This window comes from Clostridium sp. Ade.TY (assembly GCF_000498355.1).
GTDB lineage: Bacteria > Bacillota > Clostridia > Clostridiales > Clostridiaceae > Clostridium.
On sequence record NZ_AVSV01000027.1, the window covers coordinates 122,368 to 148,405 of the forward strand.

The window sequence follows — 26,038 nt, forward strand, 5'->3', positions numbered from 1 at the left end:
ATATATAAAAATATTAATTATAAAGAATGATTTACTTTTATAGTGAGAAGGGAGGTACTTTTTAATGCTAGATAATAACTTAAATATTTTTCCACCTAAATTAGTTACATTTTTAATGGATTATGAAAAGGATAAAATTCAAGAAATAAGAGTTAAAATAAATAAGCCAATAATAATTTATACAAGTAAGGGTGAAGTAATATCTAGTATAGATATTAATAGAGAAGAATTTAATTTTATTATAAAGCGTATAGCGAATTATTCTATATATGCATATGAGGAAGAATTAAGGCAAGGATTTATAACGTTAAAAGGTGGACATAGAGTCGGGCTTGCTGGTGAATGTGTAATGGAAAATAATAAGGTGAAAACAATAAAAAATATATCGTCAATAAATATCAGAATATCTAGGGAGGTTATAGGTTGCTCAAAAGAATTGAGTAAATTTGTAATAGAAAATAATAAAGTCAAAAATACATTGATAATATCACCACCAAAGTGTGGTAAAACAACTATTTTAAGAGATTTAACAAGATTAATTTCAACTGGAGACTTTAAAATAAATGGAAAGAAAGTAGTTGTAATAGATGAAAGAAGTGAAATTGGAGGGTCTTACCTTGGAATTCCTCAAATGAACTTAGGAATACGTACAGATATATTAGATAATTGTTTGAAAAAAGAAGGAATGTTAATGGCAATAAGGTCGTTGTCTCCAGAAGTTTTAATATGTGATGAAATAGGTACTGAAGATGATGTAAAAGCTTTAAATACAGCATTTAACTCTGGAGTTAATATTATTGTTACAGTACATGGAAATAATTTAGAAGATATAAAATCAAGAAATGTTTTTAAAAACCTTTTCGATAATGCAATTATAGAAAGAGCAATAGTTTTAAGTAATAAACGAGGAGTTTGTACTATAGAAAATATATATTCTATAAAGAAAGAGGGAAATATTATATGTTTAAAATAATAATTTTATTTATGATATTTTCAATATTTGCATATTCAGGATATATATACGGTGAAAAGTTTAATATAAGATATAAAAATTTACAAGAAATACTTAAATCTATAAATCTTCTTCAAAATGAAATTATATATAATAGTACAGCACTTCCAGAAGCATTAATGTCGATTGGAGATAGATGTAGAGATCCGTTAGGAATATTAATAAAGGATGTATCTAATTTGATTTATGAAGCAGAGGAAGATAGTGTTTTTGATATGTTTAAAATAAAATACAAAAAATATAAAGATGATTTATGCTTAAAAAGCGATGATATTAGAGTTATATCTGACTTTTTAAAATCTCTTGGGGAATTAGGTGTTTATGGACAAGAAAAAATGTTTGAATTAGCAAAAGCTAATTTAAATATAAATATAAAAGATGCACAAATTATTGCAGAAAAAAATACAAAGTTGTATAGATATTTAGGAATATGCATTGGAGCTATGGTAGTTATATTTTTCATATAGAATAGGGGGGAGTTTATGTTAGATATTAGCATATTATTTAAAATAGGTGGTGCTGGTGTATTATTAATAATATTGGATAAAGTTTTAAAAAGTAGTGGAAAAGATGATATTGCAGTTATAACCAATATAGCTGGAGTAGTTATTATATTACTTATGATAGTTTCATTAATTGGTGATTTATTTCAATCAGTTAAAACTATGTTTATGTTATAGGTGTTTATATGGTTATTTTAAAAGTAGTATCATTTGCACTTGTTGCATTGTTTATTATTCTTTTATTTAAAAATAGTAGGTCAGATATAGCTGTTTTAATATCAATAGCTGCAGGAGCTATAATGCTTATATTTATTTTAGGTGAGCTTCAACAAATAATAGCTTTCCTAAGAGATATATCATATAAAGCTGGAATAGATACAGTTTATATTGGGATAATAATGAAAATACTTGCAATTGCATATATAGCCTCATTTGCTGCTGAAGTTTGTAAAGATGCAGGAGCTTCTACTATTGGATCTAAAGTTGAGTTTGCTGGAAAAATAATGATATTAACTTTAGCAATACCAATACTTATGGCTGTTTTAGATTCTATTTTAAAGATAATTTAGGTGATATTTATGAATTTAAAATATAAAAAAATTATTATTTTATTGTTTATTACTATGTTATTTTCTACTATTTTTATATCATTTATAAGTTCTGATTATGTAGTTGCAAATGCCAAAGAAAATTCAATTAGTGAATCTATGAATGAGGAAACAGAAGAAGAATTAAACAATTTGTATGATTATATAAATAATATGAAGACTGATGTTGAACTTGTAAATGAATTAAATCCTGTTGAATATATAAAAAGTTATATAAGTGAAGGCCACGGGAATATAAGTGTAGAACAATTATTTAAAGCTGTAGTTAGTCTATTATTTAGAGAAGTTAAAACAGTACTTAAATTAGTTGTTTCAGTAGTTGTTATAGCTATACTTTGCTCATTACTTAAAAATTTACAGGATGCGTTTAAAAATGAAAGTATCTCTCAAATTGCATTTTTTGCATGTTACTCAATATTAATTATGATACTTTCTAAAAGTTTTATAGTATCAATATCTGTAGCTACTGAAGCTATAAATGAAATAGCTAATTTTATGGCAGCGTTATTACCTGTATTAGTTACTATGATTGCTTTAGCAGGAGGATTTATGCAAGCTGCGACTTTAGACCCAATAATTTTAGCTGCGGTAACATTAATTCCTAAAATATATGTAACTATAATAATACCGTTGATTTTAATAAATTTTGTTATGACTTTTGCAAATAATATTTCAAATGAGCATAAAATAGATAACCTATGTAAATTAGTTAAGCAAGTTATTTTATGGTTACAAGGAATAATTATAACTGTGTTTATTGCAATACTTACAATAAGGGGAATAACAGCAGATACTATGGATGCTGTTGCAGTAAAGACAGCAAAATTTGCAATAGATAATTTTATTCCTATTGTAGGAAAAACTTTTTCAGATGCAATAACATCTGTTGCAGGATATTCATTAATAATAAAAAATGCTGTTACTGGCGTTGGACTTATAGTAATAGTATTAGTTTTAATATACCCAATAATTAAATTAATTTTAATGTCTTTTATATATAAATTATCAGCATCTCTTGTAGAACCTATAAGTGATAAAAGGATAACATCTTCTATTGCATCTGTTGGAGATTCTTTAGTTTTATTGTTATCTTGTGTAATTAGTGTTAGTTTTATGTTTTTTATATTACTTGGAATAATGGCAACGGCCAGCAAATTTATAGTAGGAGGGTAGTTTTATAATTGGAATTAATAAAAAATTTTGTTGTTGTTTTAATAACGTTATTAATATTTATAGCTGCAATTGAGATTATAGCTCCTGATAATAGTATGAAAAAATATGTGAAATTTGTATTAGGATTAATACTAACTGCTGTTATATTAAGTCCTATTTTATCAGTATTATTAAATGGAGAAAATAAGCTTAAAGACTCTATAGATAGTTTTCAAAAAGAATACACTCAAAACACAAAAAAAAGTCAACAGGATAAAGAAAGCATTTTAAAATTACAAGAAGAAAACTTTAAAAATAATCTTTCTAAAAATTGTGAGTCAATGATAGAAAAACAATTTAAGGATTTAGATTTTGCTTGTGATATTGAGTGTGATATAGATATTGAAGAAGAGATATTTTTAATAAAATCAGTAAATTTAACTATAGAAGATAAAAATATAAAAAAGGTAAAAAAAATAAAAAAAGTTGAAATTAATAAAGGGAATAAAAAAATAAATGAGGAAAAGGAAAATAAAAATAAAGAGTTTAAAGATGTGGTAAAGTTTGTATCAAATGAATTCCAAATTGATGAGGATAAAATTAACATATATAAAGTGGAGTAAAGGGGATTATTTATGGATAGGAAAAAAATAAAAGAGATATTAGGTGAATTTTTTAAGAAAAAACATATAAATGTTTTAATTGTCATAATAATAATTATAGTTTTTCTAATGACTGCTTTGAATGTTATAGGTAGTAAATCACAGAATGAAAAAATGAAGGAAACTATAAGTAGTGATTTGGAAAAAGAAATAACAAATGAAAAAGTAAATGAAAGTAAAGATGAGTATGAATTAAGACAAAAAGAAGAACTTACAAGTATATTAGAAGATATAAGCGGAGTTGGATCTGTTAGTGTAATGATGACATTTGAAAGTGGTGAAGTTAAAATACCAGCTTATAATAAGGATACTCAAACATCAGTAACAGAAGAGAATGATAGTGAAGGTGGAAAAAGAGTTAATGAGCAAAAAAATGATGGATCTACAGTAGTTATGAGTACAAATGATGACGGTAATGAACCTTTTGTAATACAAACAAAAAAACCTAAAGTTATAGGTGTTGTGGTTGCAGCTGAGGGTGCTGAGAACAGCAAAATTAAATATGAAATTCAAAAAATGGTTTCAACACTTTATGATTTATCAATAGATAAAGTTAATGTTCATCCAATGAAAAAGTAAAGTTAATGTATATATTAAAAATACTTAGCATATAATTCAATAGGTAAAGGATGGGAGGGAAATAAAAAATGAATAAAAAACAATTTGGGATTATTTTTACTTTACTTGGCTTAATAATATGTGTAGGGCTTTTAGCAAGTAAACTAAATGAAGGAGGCTTTAATGATCCAAGCGATTTAAGTCAAGTAATTGCAAGTGAAGAGGAAAAAGATAAGGAACAAGAAACTTCAGCACAGAAAGACTTTTTCTATGATGCAAGAGGTGAAAAAGAACAAAAAGATGCTGAAACAATTCAAAACTTAAAAGCTATGGTTGAAGATAAAAATACAACAAAAGAGCAAAAAGAAAATGCTCAAAAAGAACTTTTAGAAAAAACTAAACAAAGTTCTGTTGAAAATAGAGTTGAAATGAACATAAAAAATAAAGGAATAAAAGATGCAATATGCTATGTTGATGGAGATAAGGCAAAAGTCTTTGTAAAAACTGAAGGTATTGATCAAAAAATGAGTTTAGAAATTCAAGAAATAGTTCAAAATGTTGCAAATGTAAATGATATATCAATAGAAGTAAAAAAATAAATCCGTTGTAATGAACTAGCATATTTGATATAATAATCGTAAGATAAATAGTTTTGTTTATATGCAGAACATAGGAGGTCGAATTAGATGGAAAACTTCAATAATGATAGCATTGGAATTGTTAAAATTTCTGATGAAGTTGTTTCAGTTATTGCAGGAATTGCTGCAGAAGAGATTGATGGAGTTATGGAATTCCAACATGGAGTTACAAACAACATATCACAATTACTTAAAGGTAAAAAGTCATCTGGTAAAGCAGTTAAAGTCACTTTAGAAGAAGATAGAGCTAAAATAGAGATGGCAGTTACTGTAGAGTATGGTGTGAAGATTCTAGATGTTATAGGTTCAGTTCAAGAAAATGTTAAGAAAACTGTTGAAGCTATGACTGGTTTAGTTGTAAGTAGTGTAGATGTATATGTTCAAAACATCTATTTACCAAAGAATTCAGAAAAAGAATCAAAGGAGATTTAATCACACCCTCTGATATTCAGAGGGTGTTTCCTTGTTTGAATATATAATGATTAATACTATTAGAATAAGTCTATAATTTAGAAGAAAAGCATTTTAGGAGGAAAAAATGAGCAGAAAATTATCAAGAGAAAAAGCAATGGAATTAATATTTAGTACTATGTTAACTAAGGAATCATATGGGGAAGCAATTGAAACATTTGTGGATAATTATGAAGGCGATATAAAAGAAATAGATTTAGAATACATAAAAGAAGTTTTAAAAGGTGTTGAAGAGAATAAAGAAGAAATAGATGAATTAATAAAAAATAATCTTCAAAAATGGAAAATTGATAGAATATCAAAAGTAAATCTTTCAATTTTAAGACTTGCTATATATGAAATGAATTATGTAAGTGATGTCCCAGAAAAAGTTGCAATAAATGAAGCACTTGAAATAACAAAAAAATATTCAGATGAAAAGTCAGTTTCATTTATAAATGGAGTATTAGATAAAGTATATAAGAATAAGTAGGTGTTTGTATTGGGTAAAGTTATTAATTGTAAAGAAATATCAGAAAATATAAAAGAAGATATAAAACAATTTGTAAATGAAAGAAAAAATAAAGGATTTACAATACCAAAAATTGCATCTATTTTAGTTGGAAATGATGGCGGCTCAATATATTATTTAAATTCACAAGAGAAGATAGCAACTTCTCTTGGAATTTTATTTGATAAAGTCATATTAGATGAAGATGTTACAGAAGAAAAGCTTATAAATTTAATAAATGAGCTTAATTTTGATGAAAGTATTCATGGAATAATGATACAACTTCCACTTCCAAAACATATAGATGAAGAAAAAGTTGTAAATGAAATATCAAGTAAAAAAGATATAGATTGTTTAACTTACAAAAATATTGGTAAGTTATATTCAGGTCATTCAGAATTTTTACCATGTACACCTAATGCTATAATGACAGTTATTAAAGAATGTAATATAGATTTACAAGGAAAAGAAGTTGTTGTTATTGGAAGAAGCAATATAGTTGGTAAACCAACTCTTCAACTTTTATTAAATGAAAATGCAACAGTAACAATATGTCATTCAAAAACAAAAGATTTAAAAAATGTATGCAAAAGAGCAGATATATTAGTTGTAGCTATTGGTAGGGCAAAATTTATAACAGCTGACTATATAAAAAAAGGCGCCATAGTGCTTGATGTTGGAACTTCCAGTTTTAATGGTAAAATAACTGGTGATGTAGATTTGGAAGATGTTTTAGATCAGGTTTCAATGATTACAAAGGTACCAGGTGGTGTAGGTGCAATTACTACAACTTTACTTATAAAAAATGTATGTGAGGCAATTTTGAAAAATGAGAATTAAGGTTTTAAATGTTTCAGAGGTTAATAACTATATAAAAAAAATAATAGACAATGATTTTATATTAAGGAATCTCTCTGTAAAAGGAGAGATTTCTAATTTAAAATATCATTCTAGTGGACATATATATTTTTCTCTTAAAGATGATATGAGTAAAATAAATTGTGTTATGTTTAAAAGTGATTCTTTTAATTTAGATATAAATTTGAAAGATGGTATGGAAGTAATTGTTAGAGCTAGAGCATCTATTTACTCAGCTAATGGAAGCTTACAGCTTTACTGTAGTGAAATTACTCAAACAGGAATCGGTGATCTTTATATAAAGTTTGAGAAATTGAAAGAAAAGCTGTCAAAGGAAGGACTTTTCGATGAAAAGTACAAGAAAGATATACCTAAAAATCCTAAAAGAATAGGAGTGGTAACAGCTTTAACAGGTGCAGCTATACATGACATATTAAACGTTACAAGTAAAAGAAATACTTCAGTTGATATAGTTTTATATCCAGCAAAGGTTCAAGGTGAAGGGGCTTATAAAACTGTAATTGAAGGGATAGATTATTTTAATAGAAATAAGTCAGTTGATGTTATAATAATTGGAAGAGGTGGAGGTTCTATAGAGGAACTTTGGAATTTCAATGAAGAGAAACTTGCCTATTCTATATTTGAATCAAAAATACCTATAATTTCTGCGGTAGGACACGAAGTAGATTATACAATATCAGATTTTGTTGCAGATCTTAGGGCTGCTACCCCATCACAAGCTGCAGAGTTTGCAGTAGTTAACCAAATTCAGTTTAAAAATGAAATTATAGGTTTAAAAACTTTACTAAATAAAAATATTGATAGTATAATAAAGCTAGAAAAAAATAAATTAAATTCAATGGATAAAATATTAAGATTAAATTCTCCAATTATTAAAATAAATAATAATTATATGGAATTAGATTCTATAAATGATAAATTAAATACAGTACTTAAATCAAAACTTTCAGAAGAAAAAAGCAATCTTAAAGAAATTTCATCACTTTTAGTTGCAAATAATCCACTTACTATTTTAAGTAAAGGATATAGTATTGTAAGAAATAAAGAAAATGAAATAATAAAAAGTAAAAATGATATAGAAGATAATGAGATAATTGAAATAGTGTTTAAAGATGGAATTATAAAAGGGAAATTTAGTATTGAATAAAGGAGAAAAGTTATGGCTAAAAAAGTTAGTTATGAAGAGATGCTTTCTAATTTAAAAGATATATTAGCAAAACTTGAAGAAAATAGTTTAAGTTTAGATGAATCAATAAAAGAATATGAGAAAGGTATGAAGCTTGTTAATAAGCTTTATAAGACATTAAATGATTATGAAGGAAAAATATCTGTAGTCATAGATGATAAAGAAACGGGGTTTGAAGATATAAATGAATATTAATGACTTGAAATATGAAATAGATGGGTATTTACGTGAGTATTTTAAAGATAAAGGCAGCTATAATAAATTAATTTATGATGCACAAAGTTATAGTTTAAATATAGGAGGAAAAAGAGTAAGGCCTATATTAACACTTCTTACATATGAACTTTATAAAAATAATATAAAAAAGGCTATGAAGATGGCATGTGCAATAGAGATGATACACACATATTCATTAATACATGATGATTTACCTTGTATGGATGATGATGATTTAAGAAGAGGTAAACCAACAAATCATAAGGTATATGGAGAAAATATAGCTGTTTTAGCTGGAGATGCACTATTAAATGAAGCAATGACAATGTTGATGGAAAGTGCTTTAGAAAATGGAGAAGAAGGTTTAAAGGCGGCAATTGAAATATCAAAAGCATCTGGAGCTAATGGAATGATTGGAGGACAGGTAGTAGATATTTTAAGTGAAGGTAAAAATATATCTTTAGAAGAATTAGAATATATGCATTCAAAGAAGACTGGTGAACTTATAAGATGTTCTGTTATATCGGGGGCATTATTAGCTAAAGCACCACAAGAAGATTTGTATAAGTTAAATGAATTTTCAAAAAAATTAGGACTTGTTTTTCAAATAAAAGATGATTTATTAGATGTAATTGGATGTGAAGCAAAGTTAGGAAAAAAGATACATGCTGATGAATATAAAGAAAAAACAAATTTCGTTACAGTATATGGAATAAAAAAATGTGAAGAAATTTGCAAATCACTTACTGAAGAATGTATTGAATTATTAAATGGATTGTCTGTTGAAGCTAATAATTTAATAGAACTTACAAATAACCTTTTAGATAGGGAATTTTAAAAGAAGAAGGTTGGGATGATATGAAGGATATTTTAAATACTATAAAATCTCCTAATGATATAAAAACTTTAACAACTGATGAGATGTATGAATTATCAGAAGAAATAAGAAAGTTTTTAATTGAATCTGTTTCACAGACTGGTGGACACTTAGCATCAAATTTAGGTGTAGTTGAACTTACGTTAAGTTTATTCAAAGAGTTTGATTTTAATGATGATAAAATTGTATGGGATGTTGGTCATCAAACATATATACATAAAATTTTAACTGGAAGAAAAGATGAATTTGAAAAACTTAGAAAACACAATGGAATAAGTGGATTTCCAAAAAGAAATGAAAGTAAATATGACTTTTTTGATACAGGACATAGTAGTACATCAATATCTTCTGCTTTAGGCTTTGCAAGAGCTCGTGATTTAAAAGGAGAAAAGAATAATGTTATTGCAGTTATTGGAGATGGTGCATTAACAGGTGGAATGGCTTTAGAAGCTTTAAACGATTTAGGATTTAGAAAAACAAAAATGATTATAATATTAAATGATAATCAAATGTCTATATCTAAAAATGTTGGTGGCTTATCATCATATTTAAATAAAATGAGAATGAAGCCTAAATATAATAAATTTAAAGAAGAAGTAAATAATAAATTAAATGTTAGTTCTACTGGAAAAGTAATTGCTAAGAAATTAAGCAAAATAAAAGATAGCATAAAACAATTAGTTGTTCCATCTATGTTATTTGAAGATATGGGACTTAAGTACTTAGGACCTATAGATGGTCATGATATTAATGAGATGACAAAAGTTTTAAATTATGCTAAAAAAATTGATGGACCGGTAATTATACATGTTGTAACACAAAAAGGAAAAGGATATGAACTTGCAGAAAAAAATCCTAATAAGTATCATGGTGTTTCACCATTTAATTTAGAAAATGGTGAACCTGTAAATACAGCTAGATGTAATTATTCAAAGGTATTTGGTGAAGCTTTAGTAAAGATAGCAGAAGAAGATAAAGATGTTGTTGCAATAACTGCCGCTATGCCAGATGGAACTGGATTAAATGGATTTAAAGAAAAGTTTAAAGATAGATTTTTTGATGTTGGAATCGCAGAACAACATGCAGTGACTCTTTCAGCTGGAATGGCTTGTGCAGGATTAAAACCTGTATTTGCAGTTTATTCAACTTTTCTTCAAAGAGGTTTTGATCAATTACTTCATGATGTTTGTATACAAAACCTTCCTGTTGTATTTGGAATAGATAGAGCAGGATTAGTTGGGGAAGATGGAGAAACTCATCAAGGTATTTTTGATATATCATATCTTTCAATAATACCTAATATGACTATAATGGCACCAAAGTGTTTATCAGAGGTTGAAGTTATATTAAGATGGGCTTTGAAAAAAGGCACACCAGTAGCGATAAGATATCCTAGGGGTGGAGATATAATAGAAGATGTAGAAGGTTTAAAAAATATAGAATTTGCAAAATGGGAAGTGTTGGATGAAGGTGCAAAAGAAAAAGTAGCAATAATATCATGTGGAAAAATGACACAACATTCTATTTTAGCAAGAAATATATTAAATAAAGAAGGAATTTATCCTAAACTAATTAATGCAACATTTATAAAGCCTTTAGATGAGGGAATTTTAAAAGAGTTAGTTGATGATGGATATGATATAATAACAATTGAAGACAATATAATAAAAGGCGGAATAGGATCTAGTATACTACAATCTATTAATAGGTATGGATTTAAAGGAAACTTTAAATCTATAGGATATGACGATAAGTTTATAGAACAAGGTGATGTAAATGTTCTGTATAGCGAAGAAAAAATGGATCCAAAAGGAATAAAAGAAGAAGTTTTAAAACTATTAAATAAAAGGAGATAAAAATGGCAGATAAAAAGGAAAGGCTTGATATATTATTAGTTGAAAAAGGAATAATACCATCAAGGGAGAGAGCAAAGACTAATATAATGGCAGGAAAAGTGTTTGTGGATGGAATACGTGTTGATAAAGCAGGTGCAAAAGTAAGTATAGATGCCAATATCGAATTTAAAGGAGATACAATACCTTATGTTAGTAGAGGTGGACTTAAGCTAGAAAAGGCAATGAAAGAATTTCCTATAGTATTAGAAAATAAGATATGTATGGATATAGGAGCATCAACAGGTGGTTTTACTGATTGTATGCTACAAAATGGTGCAAAAAAAGTTTTTTCAGTAGATGTAGGATATGGGCAATTTGCTTGGAAACTTAGAACTGATGAAAGAGTAGTTTGTATGGAGAGAACAAACATAAGATATGTAACTCCTGAAGATATTGGAGAAAAATTAGATTTTGCATCTATAGATGTTTCTTTCATATCACTTAAAACAATTATGCCAGCAACTATAAATCTTTTAAAAGATAATGGAGAAGTAGTAGCTTTAATAAAACCACAATTTGAAGCTGGAAGAGAAAAAGTTGGTAAAAAAGGAGTTGTTCGTGAAGCTAGCGTTCATAAAGAAGTAGTAGAAGGAATAGTTAACTATTTATTAGAAAATAATCTTAATGTATTAGGTGTTAGTTATTCTCCAATAAAAGGACCAGAAGGAAACATAGAATATTTAGTTTACTTTACTAAAGATAATAATAAAAATAGTAGTTTTAATTTAGAAGATATAGACAAAGTTATTAAAGCTTCACATTCAGAAATATAAGGGTTGGGTATTTATGAAATACATAGGTATTGCGATAAATCCATCTAAGGATCCAGATGGTAGAATTCTTAATTTAGTTAAAACAAAAATAAGAAATGAATTTAAAGATATAAAGCTTAAAGTATTTAATACATATGAATTAAAGCATGAGGATATATCTAAAGATATGGATTTAATTGTTGTATTAGGCGGAGATGGTACTTTACTCGGAGTCTCAAGAATAATTTCTAATAATATAGATATACCTTTGCTTGGAATTAATATAGGAAATCTAGGTTTTTTAAGTAGTATAGATATATCAGAATTAGAGTGGGCAGTAAAAGAATTAAAAAATGGGTTGTATAAAATAGAAAAAAGAATGCTTCTTAGTTGTTGTATAGATGAAGTAAATAATGATAATCAAGTAGCTTTAAATGATATAGTTATAGCTAGAGGAACATTGTCTAGAATGACAAAATTTGATATATATGTAGATGATAGATATTATACTTCTTTTAAAGGAGATGGATTAATAATATCTACACCTACAGGGTCTACTGCATATTCTTTTTCAGCAGGTGGTCCATTTATATATCCTGATTTAGATGTTATGATATTGACACCAATATGTCCACATACAAAAAGTATGCAAACTATGGTGTTAAGAGGCGAAAGCATAATAAAAATAAAAACTTTTCATCATGATGAAGAGGTGTATTTAACTATTGATGGACAAAAAGTATACAAAGTAAATGAAAAGTCTATAATCAAAGTGAGCAAAACATATAAAGAGGCTAAATTAATACAATTTAAAAATTATGATTATTTCAAAGTTTTGAGGACAAAAATTTTAAATAAATAATAGAATGAGATGGTGAGGTACAGTGAAGTCAAAAAGACATGAAAGAATATTAGAGATAATAAAAGAAAAAGATATAGAAACTCAAGAAGAGCTTGCAGAAGAATTAAAGAAATCAGGTTTTGATGTTACTCAAGCGACAGTTTCAAGAGATATAAAAAATTTAAAATTATTAAAAATGCAATCTGCTTTTGGAAAATATAAATATGTAGTTCCAACTAAAGATACTACAAATATAACAGATAAACTTGCAAATATTTTAAAAAATGCAGTAGTGAGTGTTGAAAATATAGATAAAATGGTTGTAGTAAAAACTTTTACAGGTGGTGCGTCAGCTGCTGCAGAAGCTATAGATAGTCTTGATTTTGACGATATAGCAGGAACTGTAGCTGGAGATAATACTATATTTATATTAGTTAGAAGCATTAGTGGAGCAGAAAATCTTGTAGAGAAAATAAACAGTAGAATTAATGAGTAAGTATAGGTGGTATAAATGCTGATACAGTTAAATATTAAAAATTTTGCGCTTATTGAAAATATTTCTTTAGACTTAGGAAGTGGTTTTAATATATTATCTGGAGAAACTGGTGCAGGTAAATCAATATTGATAGATGCTATAGATTATGTTTTAGGTGGTAAGTTTTCTAAGGATTTAATTAGAACTGGAGAAGAAAGAACAAAGGTTGAAGCTATATTTAGTATAGATGCAAAAGATTTAGATTTAATTTTAAAAGAATTAGAAATTGAAGCAGAGGATATATTAATAATATCTAGAGAAACATTAATAAGTGGAAAAACTATAATTAAAGTTAATGGCAAAAGTTTGATTGTATCTCAATTAAGAAAGATACGTGAAAAGTTATTAGACATTCATGGACAGCATCAAAGTCAAAATCTTTTACAAAAAAGTAGTCATGTTAATTATTTAGATAATTATATAGGTAATGAAATTGAAGTTGAAATAGAAAAGTTTTCGATTTTAAGAAATAAACTTTTAGAAATAAGAGAAAAGATTAAAAACATAAATGGAAATAATGATAAAGAAAAGCTTGCGGATTATATTAAGTTTCAAATAGAAGATATAGAAAAAGCAAAATTAAAAATTGGTGAAGAAGAAGATTTAAAAGAACAATATAATATTCTAGCAAATGCAGAAAAGATAACTAAATCGGTGAGTACTAGTTATAATCTTTTAAATGGAGTTGAATCTGGAGGAATAATAGAAAATATTTCTAAAGTTTTAACTGAACTAAGTTATGTTGAAGATCATCTTATTAAAATAAAAGAGAAACGTGAAATAATAGAAGAAGCTTTTTATAATATAGAAGAAACTTCAAGAGAATTACGTGATATTTTGGAAGACATATATTACGATGAAGAAGAGTTATCAAAAATAAATGAAAGATTATTTTTAATAAATAATTATAAGAAAAAATATGGTGGCTCTGTTGAAGCTGTTTTAGAAACATACAATAATTTGAAAAAACAATATGAAGAGTTAATTAATGCAGAAGAAATAATAAAAGAATTAAAAGAAAAAGAAAAAAGCATATATGAAGATATGAAAGTATTAGGCAGAGTAATTTCTAATATAAGAAAGAAATATAGTGGTGAACTTAGAGAAAAGATTTTAAATGAGCTTTCTTATGTTGGATTAGATAAATCTAATATGGAGATATTAATAGAAGAAAAAGAAAGTTTTGATGAAAAAGGATTTGATGATGTTACATTTATGATTACAACTAATCCTGGTGAACCAATGAAATCATTAGAAAGGGTTTTATCAGGAGGAGAATTATCAAGAATAATGCTAGCTTTAAAATGTGTATTTGCAGACAAGGACGATATACCTACTTTAATTTTTGATGAAATAGATACTGGAATAAGTGGTCAAGTAGGTCAAAGAGTTGGTGAAAAAATGTATCAAGTATCAAAAGATCATCAAGTATTATGTATAACACATTTGCCACAGATAGCGATTCTTTCAGACCATCATTATTTTGTTTCAAAAGAAATAAAAAATGAAAAAACTTTTACAAACATAAGATTATTATCAAATGAAGAAAAAATATATCAAGTGGCTACAATGTTAGGTGGAGATAGTGTAACTAATGCAACATTGGAAAATGTAAGAGAAATGTTTGATAACTCTATAATTAAAAAAAATGAATTAAAATCTATATAAATACATATATAGACACATAATTGGAAAAAATAAAATCACGATTACTACGTGGTTTTATTTTTTTGTTTTAAAAAAATTTGTCTATTATAGAAATCTTAATATAGAATACAAAGCATGTCCTAAGGGTAACTTAATTATAAAGACAAAGGAGGAGAGAAATATGAAAAAATTTATAAAATCAATAAGTTTAATATTTGTTATAACACTTATTTTAATGTCAACAACAATATTTACTCTTAAAGATATGCCAGATAAGATATACACAAATAATGAAATAGAAACTACTTCAATGTTTGATTCTATAAGTCCTTTAAATTATGTAACTTATCGTGAAGATTATGTTGATATAAGTTTTATGGGTTTAATTCCTCTTAAGTCAGTTGCAGTTGAAAATGTTGAGAATTTAAAGTTATATCCAGGTGGTACTAGTGTTGGAGTTAGACTTTCTTCAGATGGAGTTTTAGTGGTTGGATTTTCTGATATTATAGTTAATAATTCAAAAAGTGAAAGTCCAGCAAAAAAATCACAAATAGAAATTGGTGATTTAATAACAAAAGTAAATGGTAAAAATATATATACTACCAAAGAATTAAATAGTGTTATAAAAAATTCTAAGAATGGAATAATTAAATTAACTATAAACAGAAATGGAACTATAATAACAAAAGATATTAAATTAATAAAAGAAAATAATGAATTTAAACTTGGACTTTGGGTTAGGGATTCAACAGCTGGTGTTGGTACATTAACATTTTATCATGAAGAAAGTAAAAAATTTGGAGCATTAGGACATCCAATTACAGATGGAGATACTAATACTAGATTTTCAGTTAAATCAGGAGATTTATTGGATGCATCTATAATAAGTTTAAGAAAAGGTGAAAAAGGTTCTCCAGGAGAATTAAAAGGTATATTTACAAATGAAGAAACTCCAATTGGTAAAATAGAAAAAAATACTGAGTGTGGTATATTTGGAGTAGAAAATAAAAATAAAGTAAATAATAATCTAAATAAAAAATTACCAGTGGGATTTAGAAATGAAATAAATTTAGGAAAGGCTAAAATAATAACAACTATTGATGATAGTGGACCTAAAGAATATGAAATAGAAATTATAAAAAAATTAAATCAAGAAAGTCCTAGTCCTAAAAGTATGATTATAAAAGTTACAGATCAAGAACTTTTAGAAAAAACAGGCGGTATAATACAAGGAATGAGTGGAAGTCCAATTATACAAAACGGAAAAATAATAGGAGCAGTTACTCATGTATTAATAAATAAGCCTGATGTAGGATATGGAATATATATAGATTGGATGTTAAAAGATGCTGAAATAATAAGATAATTATAAAAACAGGCAAGATATAAGTACTTGCCTGTTTTTGTAAAATAAATAATTAATGAAACATATTAAATGGTATTTTTTTACAAAAAACATAGACAAAAAACAATAAATAGTGTATAATTTACAAATAGTGGAATAAGAAAAGTATAAATTAACTCTATTATAATAAAAACTAACTATATAAAAGGAATTTTTGAAGAAATGTCGAATAATTTAATTTGTAATGATAAATATTTAAATAATATTCTCATATATAGTGTTGTTTTTGTGGGTATATATAGAATAAAAAAATGGATAAAGGGGAGAAATACATGGAAGATTCAAAAATATCTATACTTATAGCTGATGATAATAAGGAATTTTGCAGTATATTAAATGATTACTTATTAAATCAAAAAGATATTGTCGTAACAGGTATAGCAAAGGATGGAAGGGAAGCATTAACATTAATAGAGGAGAGAAAGCCTGATTTAGTAATATTAGATATTATTATGCCACATTTAGATGGATTAGGTGTTCTAGAAAAGTTAAATAATATGAATTTAGATAAAATGCCAAGAGTTATTATTTTATCAGCAGTAGGACAAGATAAAATAACACAACAGGCTATTACTTTAGGTGCAGATTATTATGTAGTAAAACCATTTGATATGGATATATTTACCAAGAGAATTAGAGAGATGTTTAGTTCAAATACAAATAAAAAATTAACTAGTAGTACATCAAGATATCAAAGTCATGATACTTCAGTTCATTCATCAATATCATCAAGTGAACCAGTTGATTTAGAAACAGAAATAACAAGTATAATACATGAAATAGGTGTTCCAGCACATATAAAAGGATACATGTATTTAAGAGAAGCTATAACTATGGTTGTTAATGATATGGAGTTATTATCAGCTGTAACTAAGGAATTATATCCTTCAATAGCTAAAAAATATAATACTACTGCATCAAGAGTTGAAAGAGCTATAAGACATGCTATAGAGGTTGCATGGGGTAGAGGTCAAATAGATGCTATAAATAAACTGTTTGGATATACAATTCATAATGATAAGGGTAAACCAACAAATAGTGAATTTATTGCGATTATTGCTGACAAGCTTCGTCTTAAAAATAAAGTGTCATAAATGGCGTGAAGGTAGTAATATCAATGGTTAAGGAATAAGGGTAAAATGTAAAATAACCAATTCTATAATCAACAAATATAAAAACATACCAACAAATATAATAAAAAGTAAGATAGGCATCTTTTATCAGTTAATTCTGATAGGAGGTGTCTTTTTTTGCCTAAAATTAGTAAAAGAATTATAAGTTTTGATGATGCTATCAATGACTTTATGATTTATTGTACAAATAAAGATTTAACTAAGAAAACATTAAAATCTTATGAGAGTACATTAAAATTATTTGCAAAATATATGGAAAATGATAAAAAGATTTTTTCACCACTTAAAGTTAAAACAAAAGATATTAAAGAATATTTAGAGTTTACAAAAAATAAAGGGAAGTATTCCTATGTAGGAGATTTAAAATCTACTATTTATAATAATCCAAGTGCAAGGAGCGATTTTGGAAAACCAGTAAGTTTATGGACTGTAAATAACTATCTTAGAAATATTAAGGTTTTCTTTAACTGGCTATATGATGAAGGAATAAATAAGGATAATCCATCATTAGTAATAAGGCAATACAAACATAGTAGAACGCCAAAATCAAATATAAGTGATTTAGATTTTAATAAACTTATAAAAGCATTAGATTTAACTAAGTTTACTGAATATAGGGACTATGTAATATTACATTTATTAATGGATACTGGTATGAGAATCGGAGAAACTCTTTCTTTAAAACAAGAGGATATTTTACTTGATAAGAAAGCTATATTTATACCTTGTGAAATTAATAAAGGTAGGAAAGATAGGTATGTATTTTTTAGTTCAACACTTCAATCTTTATTAAGAAAATGGCTTGATTATAAAGAAAGATATTATGATACAGAATTTATATTTATATCAAGTCGAGGAAATAAACTTAATTTAATGAATTTTGAAAAAAACCTAAAGAAATACTGTAAAACAGCCAACTTGAAGGAAAATATAACTTGCCATCAAATAAGGAATAATTTTGCAAAAAGATTTTTACTTAGTGGTGGAGATATATTCATATTATCTAAAATATTAGGTCATAGTAGCGTAACTGTAACTGAACAAGCATATTTAGATGTTACCACAGAAGATATAAGAAAAAAATACTATAAGTATTCACCTTTAGAGAATATGAAAAATAGATAAAAAAATAGTAGGCTCACAACAACCTACTATTAAAACTGAATATCGTTTTATAAAACTTTGCAATCTCATTTATTTGTAATTTAAATATATTATCTCAAAAAAAATGAGGATATGCAAGGCTTTATTTCCTATACCCTTTTTTAGGGAATAGGTTAGTCTTTAATGCACTTCGAGGACTATAAATAATAGAGTAGGTTTAATAGAGCCAATGCAAAAAGTCTATTCGGTTACTTTTATAATATACATTTATAAGGTATGACGTAAGTCTTAGTGAAACTTTCTTGAAGATGTTAAGTCTAAGTATACATAATAGTATATATGACAAAATAGAACGGATTGAGGAACACCAGTAATAGTCAGAGCTATTACAAAAGAAGGAACATACAGAACATTAGAAATAATGGACAAGTAGGGGTGTAATTCTTGTTTTGATGTATGAATTAACTGAAATGTTAATTACTAATGTATTATTACCAAGACCATAGGTTTAAAGTGGCGAGGCTCTAAATACAGAAGTATAAGAGTTGGTAGTATAGTTGTCTTGTAAATTTTAAATGATTTGCAGGATAACTATATATATTTTGAGGATAAGCCAGAAGTATATTTTATGTTTCGCAAAAGTAAAGTGTTTTGTTATAATTTATAATATAAGTATGAAAGGAGTTGATAGATATGAATAAAAACATAACCCTAGAAGATGTTAAGCAATTCATCAGAGAATATGGTTACATTTACGGATTAGATATCGAGGAAGAACTTGAAAAGGTAAAAAAGCAAGGTGTATCAGATAAAACCATTGAAGCAGAATTAAAAAAGAATGGGCATATTTACAAAGAATTGGCAGATATGTAATAAATAAATTTGATATTAATATCAATTATAGGCTAATTTGTTTTCAGTGGAAGGAAATATATTAACAACTATTATAAAAACAAGAAAGATAAATTAGATTTATTGTTCTGTAATATTTATTGGTATGTTACAACACTTTACAACTAATTGAATTATAATAGATACTAAATAAAATAAAAAAGGAAGTTGATATTGAAGACCCTTATAAAAAGTTTAATAATGGATATAATTGGAATAAAAATAATAAACGTAAGAAAAAAATAATAAAAAAACTAAAGTTAAAAGCAAAAGGAAGATATAATTTTTGAGAATATAATTTGTATTAACATAAAAATATTATTCTGAATATAAAAGAGGTAGTAGATATGAATAAAAATATAACATTAGAAGATGTTAAACAATTCATTAGAGAGTATGGTTATAAGTATGCACAAGATATAAGAGAAGAATTAGACAAAACTAGAAAAATATCAGATGAAGCTATTAAAAAAGAATTAGAAAAAAACGGACATATTTACAAAAGAATGGCAGATAAATAGTATAAAATAATATCTTTTATAAGAGTTTTAACTCTAAATAACGAGCCTTGGTTCATTGGAAAAGATGTGGCTGAAAAGTTAGGTTATAAAAATACTGCTAAAGCAATTCGCGACCATGTTGATAACGAGGATAAGCTGGGAGAACGAATCGTTCTGGCAGGTCAAAGAAGGGAAGTTATAGTAATTAATGAAAGTGGACTTTATAGTTTAATACTTTCTAGTAAATTACCAAAAGCTAAAGAATTTAAAAGATGGATTACAAATGAAATTTTACCCTCTATAAGAAAACACGGAGCGTATATGACAGAAGATACTATTCAAAAGGCTTTAACAAAACGTTGATGATGATAAATTACAAATCGTTGTGAGCGATTATCCATAGTTTTGCATTAAGAAATAATGTGAGTTCCTAAAATGGGAAAGCACATATAAAGGATAGAAATATACAAACAATGAAACAAAGATAAAAGGGGGTAACGAAATGTTATACCCTTGGAGGAAAGTAAAATTTAATAAAAAATATAAACTTAATACCGTTTGGGTATTGAGTTTATTATATAAAGTAGTTAGTGCTATACTTTTTAAAAACTAAATAGATTATATTAAAATATAAGGCTTATCCTAAAATAGGGTGAGCCTTGATTTGTTGAAAAAGATATAAAATTTAAGAGATGATGAAGATAAATTACAAGGAGATTGGGTAGAAATTTCAAATATGATTTTCACTATAAATAAACTAAAGAAGATTATATAACATAAAGTTTGTTTTATATATTATAAATTTCACTAATATATTACAACACTTTACAATAAATTGAAGTATAATACAATACTGAAAAACTTAATAATATGCTTGAAGAAAAAAAACAGGATAACTATATTCTTTTTTAATAAAATGCAAAAAATTTTATATTTTTATATAATATAAATATAAAACTAAATATATTATTACGAGTTTGGTAAGCTTAACAGTTTCTCGTATATCAAAAACTGGTAAAGGTTTGACAAAGCCAATGCTATAAAATTTGTTCCTATGTTATTCAGTAGCGTAATAAGTCATAAAGAACTACTCGGTAACATCAGTTATAATAGGAAAGTTATAACACAAGTTTTTTAAAATGTTCTTGTTAAAAACATTTATTAGTTTGGGTTTTCTAAGTTATCAAAAAAATCGGTGGAATTTAAAAATAAAATCTTATATAACAATAAAAGGCTTAGATGATTATTGTTCTTGGTTTTATTTTTTCTAAGAAGTTGCTAGTAACTTGGATTATTATATCCAAGTTTTAATAAGTAGTAAGTAAGTGATTAATAAATAATATAAATAATAATTAATAAAATAAATAAATAAATTACATATTTAAACTTGTTTAAAATATAACGTCAAATTTTTAATTTGGCGTTCAAGGAGTTAGTAGGTTCTTATCTATTTAAATAATATTCTTTAATAAAAAATAAGATAGACAAAGTACAATATGTATAAAAATGTATACAAAGTTAATTAAATGCTATAAATCTCTAAATAGATTTAAGTAATATAATACTATTTTAGGTATAATATTTTTTCTAAGTACAGAATATTAATATTATAATATTAAACAGAGCGTTAAGAAAAAATAACCTTCATACACAAAATATTATGTACAAAGGTTATTCTTCATTTAAAATTAAACTATTATTGTGAAGTCCTATGATAGGATGTTATGTACTATCATTGGTCTTTATTGAAATTGAACACAAAGTCTTTTATATTCTAGGATATCTTTAGTAAGTTGTTCTTCAGTTTTGTTTATCTTATTTAAAATATCAACCTCTTTAGTCTTATCTTTATTTAATTTCAAACAACTTTTTAATATATCAAGCCTTCCAGTTTCAAAATTTATCAATCCTTTTAGTTTATCTTTAGTCATTTAAAATCACTCCTTAATATTTCAACTATGTAACTATGTGATTATTATAACGCTACATTGTTATATAGTCAACTATGTATTATAATTAAATTAAAAGGAGGTAATTTAATTGGCAAGAAAAAACATTAATACAACATTAGATGAAGATTTATATAAATCTATCAGAATATTAGCACTTCAAAAAGGGGTTAATGCTAATGATTTAATTGAAGAGGGAATGAAATATATAATTGAAAGAGAAAGTAAAAAAAACGGTAAATAGTATTTTAAATTATATAGAGCATTACATATTGAAGAGGTTTTAAAACATAAATACCTCTTCTTTTTTTTATTTATAAATTCAAAATATTATTTAAAAAAGTTCAATTTAGAGGTGTATAAAAAGAGTTCAATTCCATATTGATTTTATATACAAAAGAACATATAATAAAAGTATAATTTTAATGAACATTTTAAATGAACTTTTGGAGGTTAATAATTATGATTTACGGATATGTAAGAGTTAGCACAAAAACTCAAAATATAGATAGACAAATAAAGAATATTTTAAGAGAATACCCAAACGCTATTCTTAAAGAGGAAAAAGCAACTGGTACAAAAATAGAAGTTAGAAAAGTATTTAAACAACTCCTAAAGATAGTTAAAAAAGGTGATACTATTGTTTTTGATAGTGTTAGTAGAATGAGCAGAAATGCAGAAGAGGGGTTTAAATTATACCAAGAGTTATTTAATAGGGGTATTGAATTGGTATTCTTAAAAGAGAACTATATAAATACCTCCACATATAAAAAGGCATTAAATAATAACATACAATTAACTAATACAAATGTAGATAGTATTTTAAAAGGTGTAAATGAGTATTTAATGTTATTGGCAAAAGAACAAATACAAATAGCATTTAATCAAGCAGAGAAGGAAGTAAAAGACTTGCAACAACGTACAAAAGAAGGTATTGAAGTGGCAAGAGCAAAAGGTAAGCAAATAGGAAGAACAAAAGGAATTACAATAGAGACTGACAAAGCAAAAGAATGTAAGAAACAAATACTAAAACATAGTAAGAAGTTTGGTGGAACTTTAAATAATAAAGAATGTATTGAAATGTTACACATAGCAAAGGCAACCTTCTATAAGTATGTTGAGGAACTACAAAACAATAATTAAATAATTTATACGGGGAGTAGCAAATCGCTACTTCTTTTTTTTATCCCAATCCCCCTAAAACTCACAGAAAAAAAGGGGGTACTTTTTTACAGTACAAAGCCCCTCAGCTTTAATTATATAAGGTACCAAATCACTTTTTTTGTTCAAACCCAACAACTGGAAACTGATAATTAAATAAAATATTTTTTACAAAGTTGGTAGAACTTTTCCGTAGTTATTTACATTATATAATATAAATAATTTGTTGGAATTAATAAGATTTTTAAGATTAATTACAAAAAAATAATAGAAATAGACATATATTAAAAATCATCTGTCTATTTTTATAGAAAAAAAGGAGAGGGTAAACCAATGGATAAGTTAATTAAAAAACATTGTTCAGATTGTGGGAAGGAGTTTACTACTAAACACAAAACAAGAGCATATTGTAAAGATTGTTATAGCAAAAGACAAAAGGAGTGGAGAAAGAAAAATAAAGAGTACAGAAGAGCGTGTCAAAAGGAATACAGTGAAGAACATAAAGGGTATTATTTATATATAATTGTGAATACAGAAAACGAGGTTTTATACGTTGGTGCAACAAAACACTTAAAAAATAGATTAAGTAATCACTTGAACTGTTATAGTAATATATCAAGACTAATGAAAACAGATAAATGGGATAAAATTAAATATTTAGATATAACAGATATAGTTAAAAACACAGAAGAATTACACTTATTAGAAAATGTTTTAATAGAGTTATATGAACCTAAATATAATAAAGCAAAAAATATAATAAAAAATATGGATAAGCTTAGAGAACTTAGTTTATTATCAGAAATACACGATTTAATTCAAAAATGGGTTATATATACAACCAGAGATGAATTTAATGCTAAAAAACACGCTAAATTAGCTAGTTAATAAAATAAATATTTTATTTTAAAAAAACACATATTTAGCACTATATTTTATAGTTATTGAAGAGAAATACCTCTTCTTTTTTTATATTCAAATATAAAGTATATGCTAAAACAAATAAAAAACAGAGGTGAAAAAAATGAGAGAAAGAGAATATATAGTAAAGAAAACTGGGGAAGTTTTAAATAGAGATGATGTTATAGTTAAATATGATAAGGATAATAATGATTTTGGAAGTTTTAAAAATAGTAATGAAGATATTTTTAATTTATGTGGGAATTATTTTCATATGCTATTCAATAAAATTTTAGATAAGAACATTGAAGAAAATTATGCTATAAGGTTTTTAAAATTATGTACCTATATGAATTATGATAATGTTTTGGTTGAAGGCAATACTAATGGGCAAAGAAAGTTAAGATGTAAAGATTTAAAAAGAATATTGGGGTTAAGTGATAGAGAGACACGAAATACAAAAAAGTATTTATTAGAAAATGATTTAATTATGATTAACAATGATGGAGTAATATCAATAAATAAGGAATATTGTATAAAAGGCAGTATAAAATGTAGTTCAGAAGTTGTAAGAGTTTTTCAAAAAGGATTTGGGGAGTTATATAATCAAGTATTACCTAGACAGCATAAAATATTATTTAATTTCATTAGATGCTTACCATATTTAAATAAAGATTATAATATATTATGTGAAAATCCTACTGAGAGTGATAGGACTTTAATAAAACCATTATCATTTGGGGATTTAGGTAAAAAGTTTGGACTAGATAAAACCCAAACATCAAAATTAAAAGCTAAACTTTTTAGATTGAGAATAAACTATAAAAAGATTGTAGCAGAGTGGATAGATGATGATAAAAGAATGGTAATTATTAATCCTGTTATATTTTGGAAATCAAATAGAAATACTATATCAGATATTTCCAGAATATTTGATATTTAGATTGAAAGTGAAGAGTTTCTTTGCTTTCTTTTTGTTTAATCATTAAAAAAGGTTGCCATTTTGTGCCGAAAAGTTAAAAAAAGTTACCCGTTTGTGCCGTATTTTTTAGTGATTAAAGTTCCGTAAAGTATTGATATTACTAATGTCTGATGGTTTTTTATAGTTTTTATTACATATATACTATGATAATAAAGTAAATAGAGATAGTATAAATAAAAATAATAATATATATTTAAAAGAATTTAAATATATAACTAATAGTTGAAAACAACTATTAGTTATTAAAAAGCAAGGTAAATGTTATGTAAAAGGGTATTAATGATATAATTACCATTAATTGAATTAATTAAAGTATTAGAGTAAAATTGAAATGATTAAATAGTCTTAAATATAAGGTATTAGTAATAAAAAATGCTTAGATAATAATATAAATATTATGAAACTATTCATAATTTTATAGGAATAAAGTTAGTTAGATATTTAAATTATTGATTTAAGGGGATGGAGCAAAGGATGTACAGTACTTATATAGCAGAAGTATTTAAAGAACTTAATAATGAGATAGAAGTTATAAAAAAAGAAATTGAAGTATATTTTAATATGAATTATGGAGAAGAAGTAAAATTAGATTATAATATAATTGAAGACCGTAATCATGAAGGTTTTGCATATGTTGATAAAGATAATACAGTCGTATTTAACTTTGGGTTTATAAATGATGGATATAGAAATTTATTTAATAGAGTACTTGATATTAATCCGAATGATGATAAGGTTTTAAAAAATGTTATCAGAATACTTTTAAATTGTATTTTAGTACATGAAAGTCATCATTTTTATTATAAAAAATATAGACATGAAGAGTATATTAGAATGAAAGAGAAAGATAATAAGCAAACTTTGATAAAGTATAAGGATTTGGAAGTGTTAGCAGATAATTTTATGGTGAATTTTATGGGAGAAAAAGGTGATTTGCATTTTATGATTGCAGGATTATCAGAGAAATTCAATCAGGGTAAGAAAGATCGTTATACAAAAGATGAGAGGATAAATGATATAGTTGAAGAGGTTAAAAAATATATAAACTAAATTGAAATTAAAAGGATAATTATTAAAATATAGAGTAAAAA

General features: G+C 25.7%; 31 protein-coding genes. 30 read left to right on the top strand and 1 reads right to left on the bottom strand.

The features are described from left to right. The first annotated feature begins 64 nt into the window (after positions 1-64). From spoIIIAA to O212_RS0110430, 25 genes are all read left to right on the top strand, one after another. A complete protein-coding gene (gene spoIIIAA, locus O212_RS0110310) occupies positions 65-973 on the top strand; it encodes a stage III sporulation protein AA (protein WP_024615029.1) in 909 nt (302 codons plus the stop codon). Further along, positions 961-1,479, top strand: coding sequence for a hypothetical protein (locus tag O212_RS0110315; protein ID WP_024615030.1), 519 nt, complete (start codon positions 961-963; stop codon positions 1,477-1,479). The genes spoIIIAA and O212_RS0110315 overlap by 13 nt, the downstream gene beginning before the upstream one ends. Positions 1,480-1,494: 15 nt before the next feature. Continuing rightward, positions 1,495-1,692 carry a stage III sporulation protein AC gene (gene spoIIIAC, locus O212_RS0110320; RefSeq protein ID WP_024615031.1) on the top strand — a complete coding sequence of 66 codons (198 nt, stop codon included), beginning with the start codon at positions 1,495-1,497 and terminating at the stop codon, positions 1,690-1,692. An 8-nt stretch (positions 1,693-1,700) separates the two neighbouring features. Then, positions 1,701-2,084 carry a stage III sporulation protein AD gene (gene spoIIIAD, locus O212_RS0110325; RefSeq protein WP_024615032.1) on the top strand — a complete coding sequence of 128 codons (384 nt, stop codon included), beginning with the start codon at positions 1,701-1,703 and terminating at the stop codon, positions 2,082-2,084. 9 nt (positions 2,085-2,093) lie between these two features. Continuing rightward, positions 2,094-3,296, top strand: a complete 1,203-nt coding sequence (spoIIIAE, locus tag O212_RS0110330; protein ID WP_024615033.1) for a stage III sporulation protein AE — start codon at positions 2,094-2,096, stop codon at positions 3,294-3,296. Positions 3,297-3,304: 8 nt separating this feature from the next. Then, on the top strand, positions 3,305-3,898 hold the full coding sequence (gene spoIIIAF, locus O212_RS0110335; protein ID WP_024615034.1) for a stage III sporulation protein AF: 594 nt from the start codon (positions 3,305-3,307) through the stop codon (positions 3,896-3,898). Between the two features lie 12 nt (positions 3,899-3,910). Next, entirely contained in the window at positions 3,911-4,516 is a 606-nt protein-coding gene (gene spoIIIAG / locus O212_RS0110340) for a stage III sporulation protein AG (protein ID WP_024615035.1), read from the top strand. A 68-nt stretch (positions 4,517-4,584) separates the two neighbouring features. Then, positions 4,585-5,094: a SpoIIIAH-like family protein gene (locus O212_RS0110345; RefSeq protein WP_024615036.1), complete on the top strand. Its 510-nt coding sequence runs from the start codon at positions 4,585-4,587 to the stop codon at positions 5,092-5,094. Positions 5,095-5,181: 87 nt separating this feature from the next. Continuing rightward, complete coding sequence (locus O212_RS0110350; protein ID WP_024615037.1) at positions 5,182-5,565, top strand: Asp23/Gls24 family envelope stress response protein; 384 nt, start codon at positions 5,182-5,184, stop codon at positions 5,563-5,565. 106 nt (positions 5,566-5,671) lie between these two features. Continuing rightward, positions 5,672-6,076: a transcription antitermination factor NusB gene (gene nusB / locus O212_RS0110355; protein WP_024615038.1), complete on the top strand. Its 405-nt coding sequence runs from the start codon at positions 5,672-5,674 to the stop codon at positions 6,074-6,076. A 9-nt stretch (positions 6,077-6,085) separates the two neighbouring features. Beyond that, positions 6,086-6,934, top strand: coding sequence for a tetrahydrofolate dehydrogenase/cyclohydrolase catalytic domain-containing protein (locus tag O212_RS0110360; RefSeq protein WP_024615039.1), 849 nt, complete (start codon positions 6,086-6,088; stop codon positions 6,932-6,934). Next, a complete protein-coding gene (gene xseA, locus O212_RS0110365; protein WP_024615040.1) occupies positions 6,924-8,120 on the top strand; it encodes an exodeoxyribonuclease VII large subunit in 1,197 nt (398 codons plus the stop codon). Before O212_RS0110360 ends, xseA begins: the two co-directional genes overlap by 11 nt. 12 nt (positions 8,121-8,132) lie before the next feature. Then, on the top strand, positions 8,133-8,354 hold the full coding sequence (gene xseB, locus O212_RS0110370) for an exodeoxyribonuclease VII small subunit (protein WP_024615041.1): 222 nt from the start codon (positions 8,133-8,135) through the stop codon (positions 8,352-8,354). Continuing rightward, entirely contained in the window at positions 8,344-9,213 is an 870-nt protein-coding gene (locus O212_RS0110375) for a polyprenyl synthetase family protein (protein ID WP_024615042.1), read from the top strand. Before xseB ends, O212_RS0110375 begins: the two co-directional genes overlap by 11 nt. A gap of 20 nt (positions 9,214-9,233) precedes the next feature. After that, positions 9,234-11,108 carry a 1-deoxy-D-xylulose-5-phosphate synthase gene (dxs, locus tag O212_RS0110380; protein ID WP_024615043.1) on the top strand — a complete coding sequence of 625 codons (1,875 nt, stop codon included), beginning with the start codon at positions 9,234-9,236 and terminating at the stop codon, positions 11,106-11,108. A 2-nt stretch (positions 11,109-11,110) separates the two neighbouring features. Continuing rightward, complete coding sequence (locus tag O212_RS0110385) at positions 11,111-11,920, top strand: TlyA family RNA methyltransferase (RefSeq protein ID WP_024615044.1); 810 nt, start codon at positions 11,111-11,113, stop codon at positions 11,918-11,920. Positions 11,921-11,933: 13 nt separating this feature from the next. Beyond that, complete coding sequence (locus tag O212_RS0110390; RefSeq protein WP_024615045.1) at positions 11,934-12,761, top strand: NAD(+)/NADH kinase; 828 nt, start codon at positions 11,934-11,936, stop codon at positions 12,759-12,761. Positions 12,762-12,783: 22 nt separating this feature from the next. Beyond that, positions 12,784-13,236, top strand: a complete 453-nt coding sequence (locus O212_RS0110395; RefSeq protein WP_024615046.1) for an arginine repressor — start codon at positions 12,784-12,786, stop codon at positions 13,234-13,236. A gap of 15 nt (positions 13,237-13,251) precedes the next feature. After that, the gene (gene recN / locus O212_RS0110400) at positions 13,252-14,943 is read left to right on the top strand and encodes a DNA repair protein RecN (RefSeq protein ID WP_024615047.1); all 1,692 of its coding nucleotides are present in this window, start codon (positions 13,252-13,254) and stop codon (positions 14,941-14,943) included. 160 nt (positions 14,944-15,103) lie between these two features. After that, positions 15,104-16,288: a SpoIVB peptidase gene (gene spoIVB / locus O212_RS0110405; protein WP_024615048.1), complete on the top strand. Its 1,185-nt coding sequence runs from the start codon at positions 15,104-15,106 to the stop codon at positions 16,286-16,288. Positions 16,289-16,599: 311 nt separating this feature from the next. Further along, positions 16,600-17,421, top strand: coding sequence for a sporulation transcription factor Spo0A (spo0A, locus tag O212_RS0110410; RefSeq protein ID WP_024615049.1), 822 nt, complete (start codon positions 16,600-16,602; stop codon positions 17,419-17,421). A 156-nt stretch (positions 17,422-17,577) separates the two neighbouring features. Next, positions 17,578-18,585: a tyrosine-type recombinase/integrase gene (locus O212_RS0110415; RefSeq protein WP_024615050.1), complete on the top strand. Its 1,008-nt coding sequence runs from the start codon at positions 17,578-17,580 to the stop codon at positions 18,583-18,585. A gap of 672 nt (positions 18,586-19,257) precedes the next feature. Next, positions 19,258-19,437 (top strand): hypothetical protein, encoded by a 180-nt coding sequence (locus tag O212_RS0110420; RefSeq protein WP_024615051.1) that lies wholly within the window; start codon positions 19,258-19,260, stop codon positions 19,435-19,437. A gap of 365 nt (positions 19,438-19,802) precedes the next feature. Next, positions 19,803-19,976: a hypothetical protein gene (locus tag O212_RS16850; RefSeq protein ID WP_173391484.1), complete on the top strand. Its 174-nt coding sequence runs from the start codon at positions 19,803-19,805 to the stop codon at positions 19,974-19,976. An 18-nt stretch (positions 19,977-19,994) separates the two neighbouring features. Then, positions 19,995-20,318, top strand: a complete 324-nt coding sequence (locus tag O212_RS0110430; protein ID WP_278244707.1) for a BRO family protein — start codon at positions 19,995-19,997, stop codon at positions 20,316-20,318. Positions 20,319-21,697: 1,379 nt separating this feature from the next. On the opposite strand, the gene O212_RS0110440 is transcribed toward O212_RS0110430, so the two are convergent. Then, complete coding sequence (locus O212_RS0110440) at positions 21,698-21,886, bottom strand: hypothetical protein (RefSeq protein ID WP_024615053.1); 189 nt, start codon at positions 21,884-21,886, stop codon at positions 21,698-21,700. A gap of 109 nt (positions 21,887-21,995) precedes the next feature. Here O212_RS0110440 and O212_RS16855 point away from each other — a divergent pair, with 109 nt between their 5' ends. From O212_RS16855 to O212_RS0110465, 5 genes are all read left to right on the top strand, one after another. Continuing rightward, entirely contained in the window at positions 21,996-22,148 is a 153-nt protein-coding gene (locus O212_RS16855; RefSeq protein ID WP_173391485.1) for a hypothetical protein, read from the top strand. A gap of 218 nt (positions 22,149-22,366) precedes the next feature. After that, on the top strand, positions 22,367-23,047 hold the full coding sequence (locus tag O212_RS0110450; RefSeq protein WP_029699312.1) for a recombinase family protein: 681 nt from the start codon (positions 22,367-22,369) through the stop codon (positions 23,045-23,047). 351 nt (positions 23,048-23,398) lie between these two features. Next, positions 23,399-23,953 (top strand): GIY-YIG nuclease family protein, encoded by a 555-nt coding sequence (locus tag O212_RS0110455; RefSeq protein ID WP_024615055.1) that lies wholly within the window; start codon positions 23,399-23,401, stop codon positions 23,951-23,953. Between the two features lie 136 nt (positions 23,954-24,089). Then, positions 24,090-24,908: a hypothetical protein gene (locus O212_RS0110460; RefSeq protein ID WP_024615056.1), complete on the top strand. Its 819-nt coding sequence runs from the start codon at positions 24,090-24,092 to the stop codon at positions 24,906-24,908. Between the two features lie 513 nt (positions 24,909-25,421). Then, a complete protein-coding gene (locus tag O212_RS0110465) occupies positions 25,422-25,997 on the top strand; it encodes a hypothetical protein (RefSeq protein ID WP_024615057.1) in 576 nt (191 codons plus the stop codon). Positions 25,998-26,038 lie beyond the last annotated feature (41 nt).

Bases quoted from the DNA above. Each gene is read 5' to 3' on its own strand.
- spoIIIAA (WP_024615029.1), top strand. From the start codon at position 65: ATGCTAGATAATAACTTAAATATTTTTCCACCTAAATTAGTTACATTT.
- O212_RS0110315 (WP_024615030.1), top strand. From the start codon at position 961: ATGTTTAAAATAATAATTTTATTTATGATATTTTCAATATTTGCATAT.
- spoIIIAC (WP_024615031.1), top strand. From the start codon at position 1,495: ATGTTAGATATTAGCATATTATTTAAAATAGGTGGTGCTGGTGTATTA.
- spoIIIAD (WP_024615032.1), top strand. From the start codon at position 1,701: ATGGTTATTTTAAAAGTAGTATCATTTGCACTTGTTGCATTGTTTATT.
- spoIIIAE (WP_024615033.1), top strand. From the start codon at position 2,094: ATGAATTTAAAATATAAAAAAATTATTATTTTATTGTTTATTACTATG.
- spoIIIAG (WP_024615035.1), top strand. From the start codon at position 3,911: ATGGATAGGAAAAAAATAAAAGAGATATTAGGTGAATTTTTTAAGAAA.
- O212_RS0110345 (WP_024615036.1), top strand. From the start codon at position 4,585: ATGAATAAAAAACAATTTGGGATTATTTTTACTTTACTTGGCTTAATA.
- O212_RS0110350 (WP_024615037.1), top strand. From the start codon at position 5,182: ATGGAAAACTTCAATAATGATAGCATTGGAATTGTTAAAATTTCTGAT.
- nusB (WP_024615038.1), top strand. From the start codon at position 5,672: ATGAGCAGAAAATTATCAAGAGAAAAAGCAATGGAATTAATATTTAGT.
- xseA (WP_024615040.1), top strand. From the start codon at position 6,924: ATGAGAATTAAGGTTTTAAATGTTTCAGAGGTTAATAACTATATAAAA.
- xseB (WP_024615041.1), top strand. From the start codon at position 8,133: ATGGCTAAAAAAGTTAGTTATGAAGAGATGCTTTCTAATTTAAAAGAT.
- O212_RS0110375 (WP_024615042.1), top strand. From the start codon at position 8,344: ATGAATATTAATGACTTGAAATATGAAATAGATGGGTATTTACGTGAG.
- dxs (WP_024615043.1), top strand. From the start codon at position 9,234: ATGAAGGATATTTTAAATACTATAAAATCTCCTAATGATATAAAAACT.
- O212_RS0110385 (WP_024615044.1), top strand. From the start codon at position 11,111: ATGGCAGATAAAAAGGAAAGGCTTGATATATTATTAGTTGAAAAAGGA.
- O212_RS0110390 (WP_024615045.1), top strand. From the start codon at position 11,934: ATGAAATACATAGGTATTGCGATAAATCCATCTAAGGATCCAGATGGT.
- recN (WP_024615047.1), top strand. From the start codon at position 13,252: ATGCTGATACAGTTAAATATTAAAAATTTTGCGCTTATTGAAAATATT.
- spoIVB (WP_024615048.1), top strand. From the start codon at position 15,104: ATGAAAAAATTTATAAAATCAATAAGTTTAATATTTGTTATAACACTT.
- spo0A (WP_024615049.1), top strand. From the start codon at position 16,600: ATGGAAGATTCAAAAATATCTATACTTATAGCTGATGATAATAAGGAA.
- O212_RS0110420 (WP_024615051.1), top strand. From the start codon at position 19,258: ATGAATAAAAACATAACCCTAGAAGATGTTAAGCAATTCATCAGAGAA.
- O212_RS16850 (WP_173391484.1), top strand. From the start codon at position 19,803: ATGAATAAAAATATAACATTAGAAGATGTTAAACAATTCATTAGAGAG.
- O212_RS0110440 (WP_024615053.1), bottom strand. From the start codon at position 21,886: ATGACTAAAGATAAACTAAAAGGATTGATAAATTTTGAAACTGGAAGG.
- O212_RS0110450 (WP_029699312.1), top strand. From the start codon at position 22,367: ATGATTTACGGATATGTAAGAGTTAGCACAAAAACTCAAAATATAGAT.
- O212_RS0110455 (WP_024615055.1), top strand. From the start codon at position 23,399: ATGGATAAGTTAATTAAAAAACATTGTTCAGATTGTGGGAAGGAGTTT.
- O212_RS0110460 (WP_024615056.1), top strand. From the start codon at position 24,090: ATGAGAGAAAGAGAATATATAGTAAAGAAAACTGGGGAAGTTTTAAAT.
- O212_RS0110465 (WP_024615057.1), top strand. From the start codon at position 25,422: ATGTACAGTACTTATATAGCAGAAGTATTTAAAGAACTTAATAATGAG.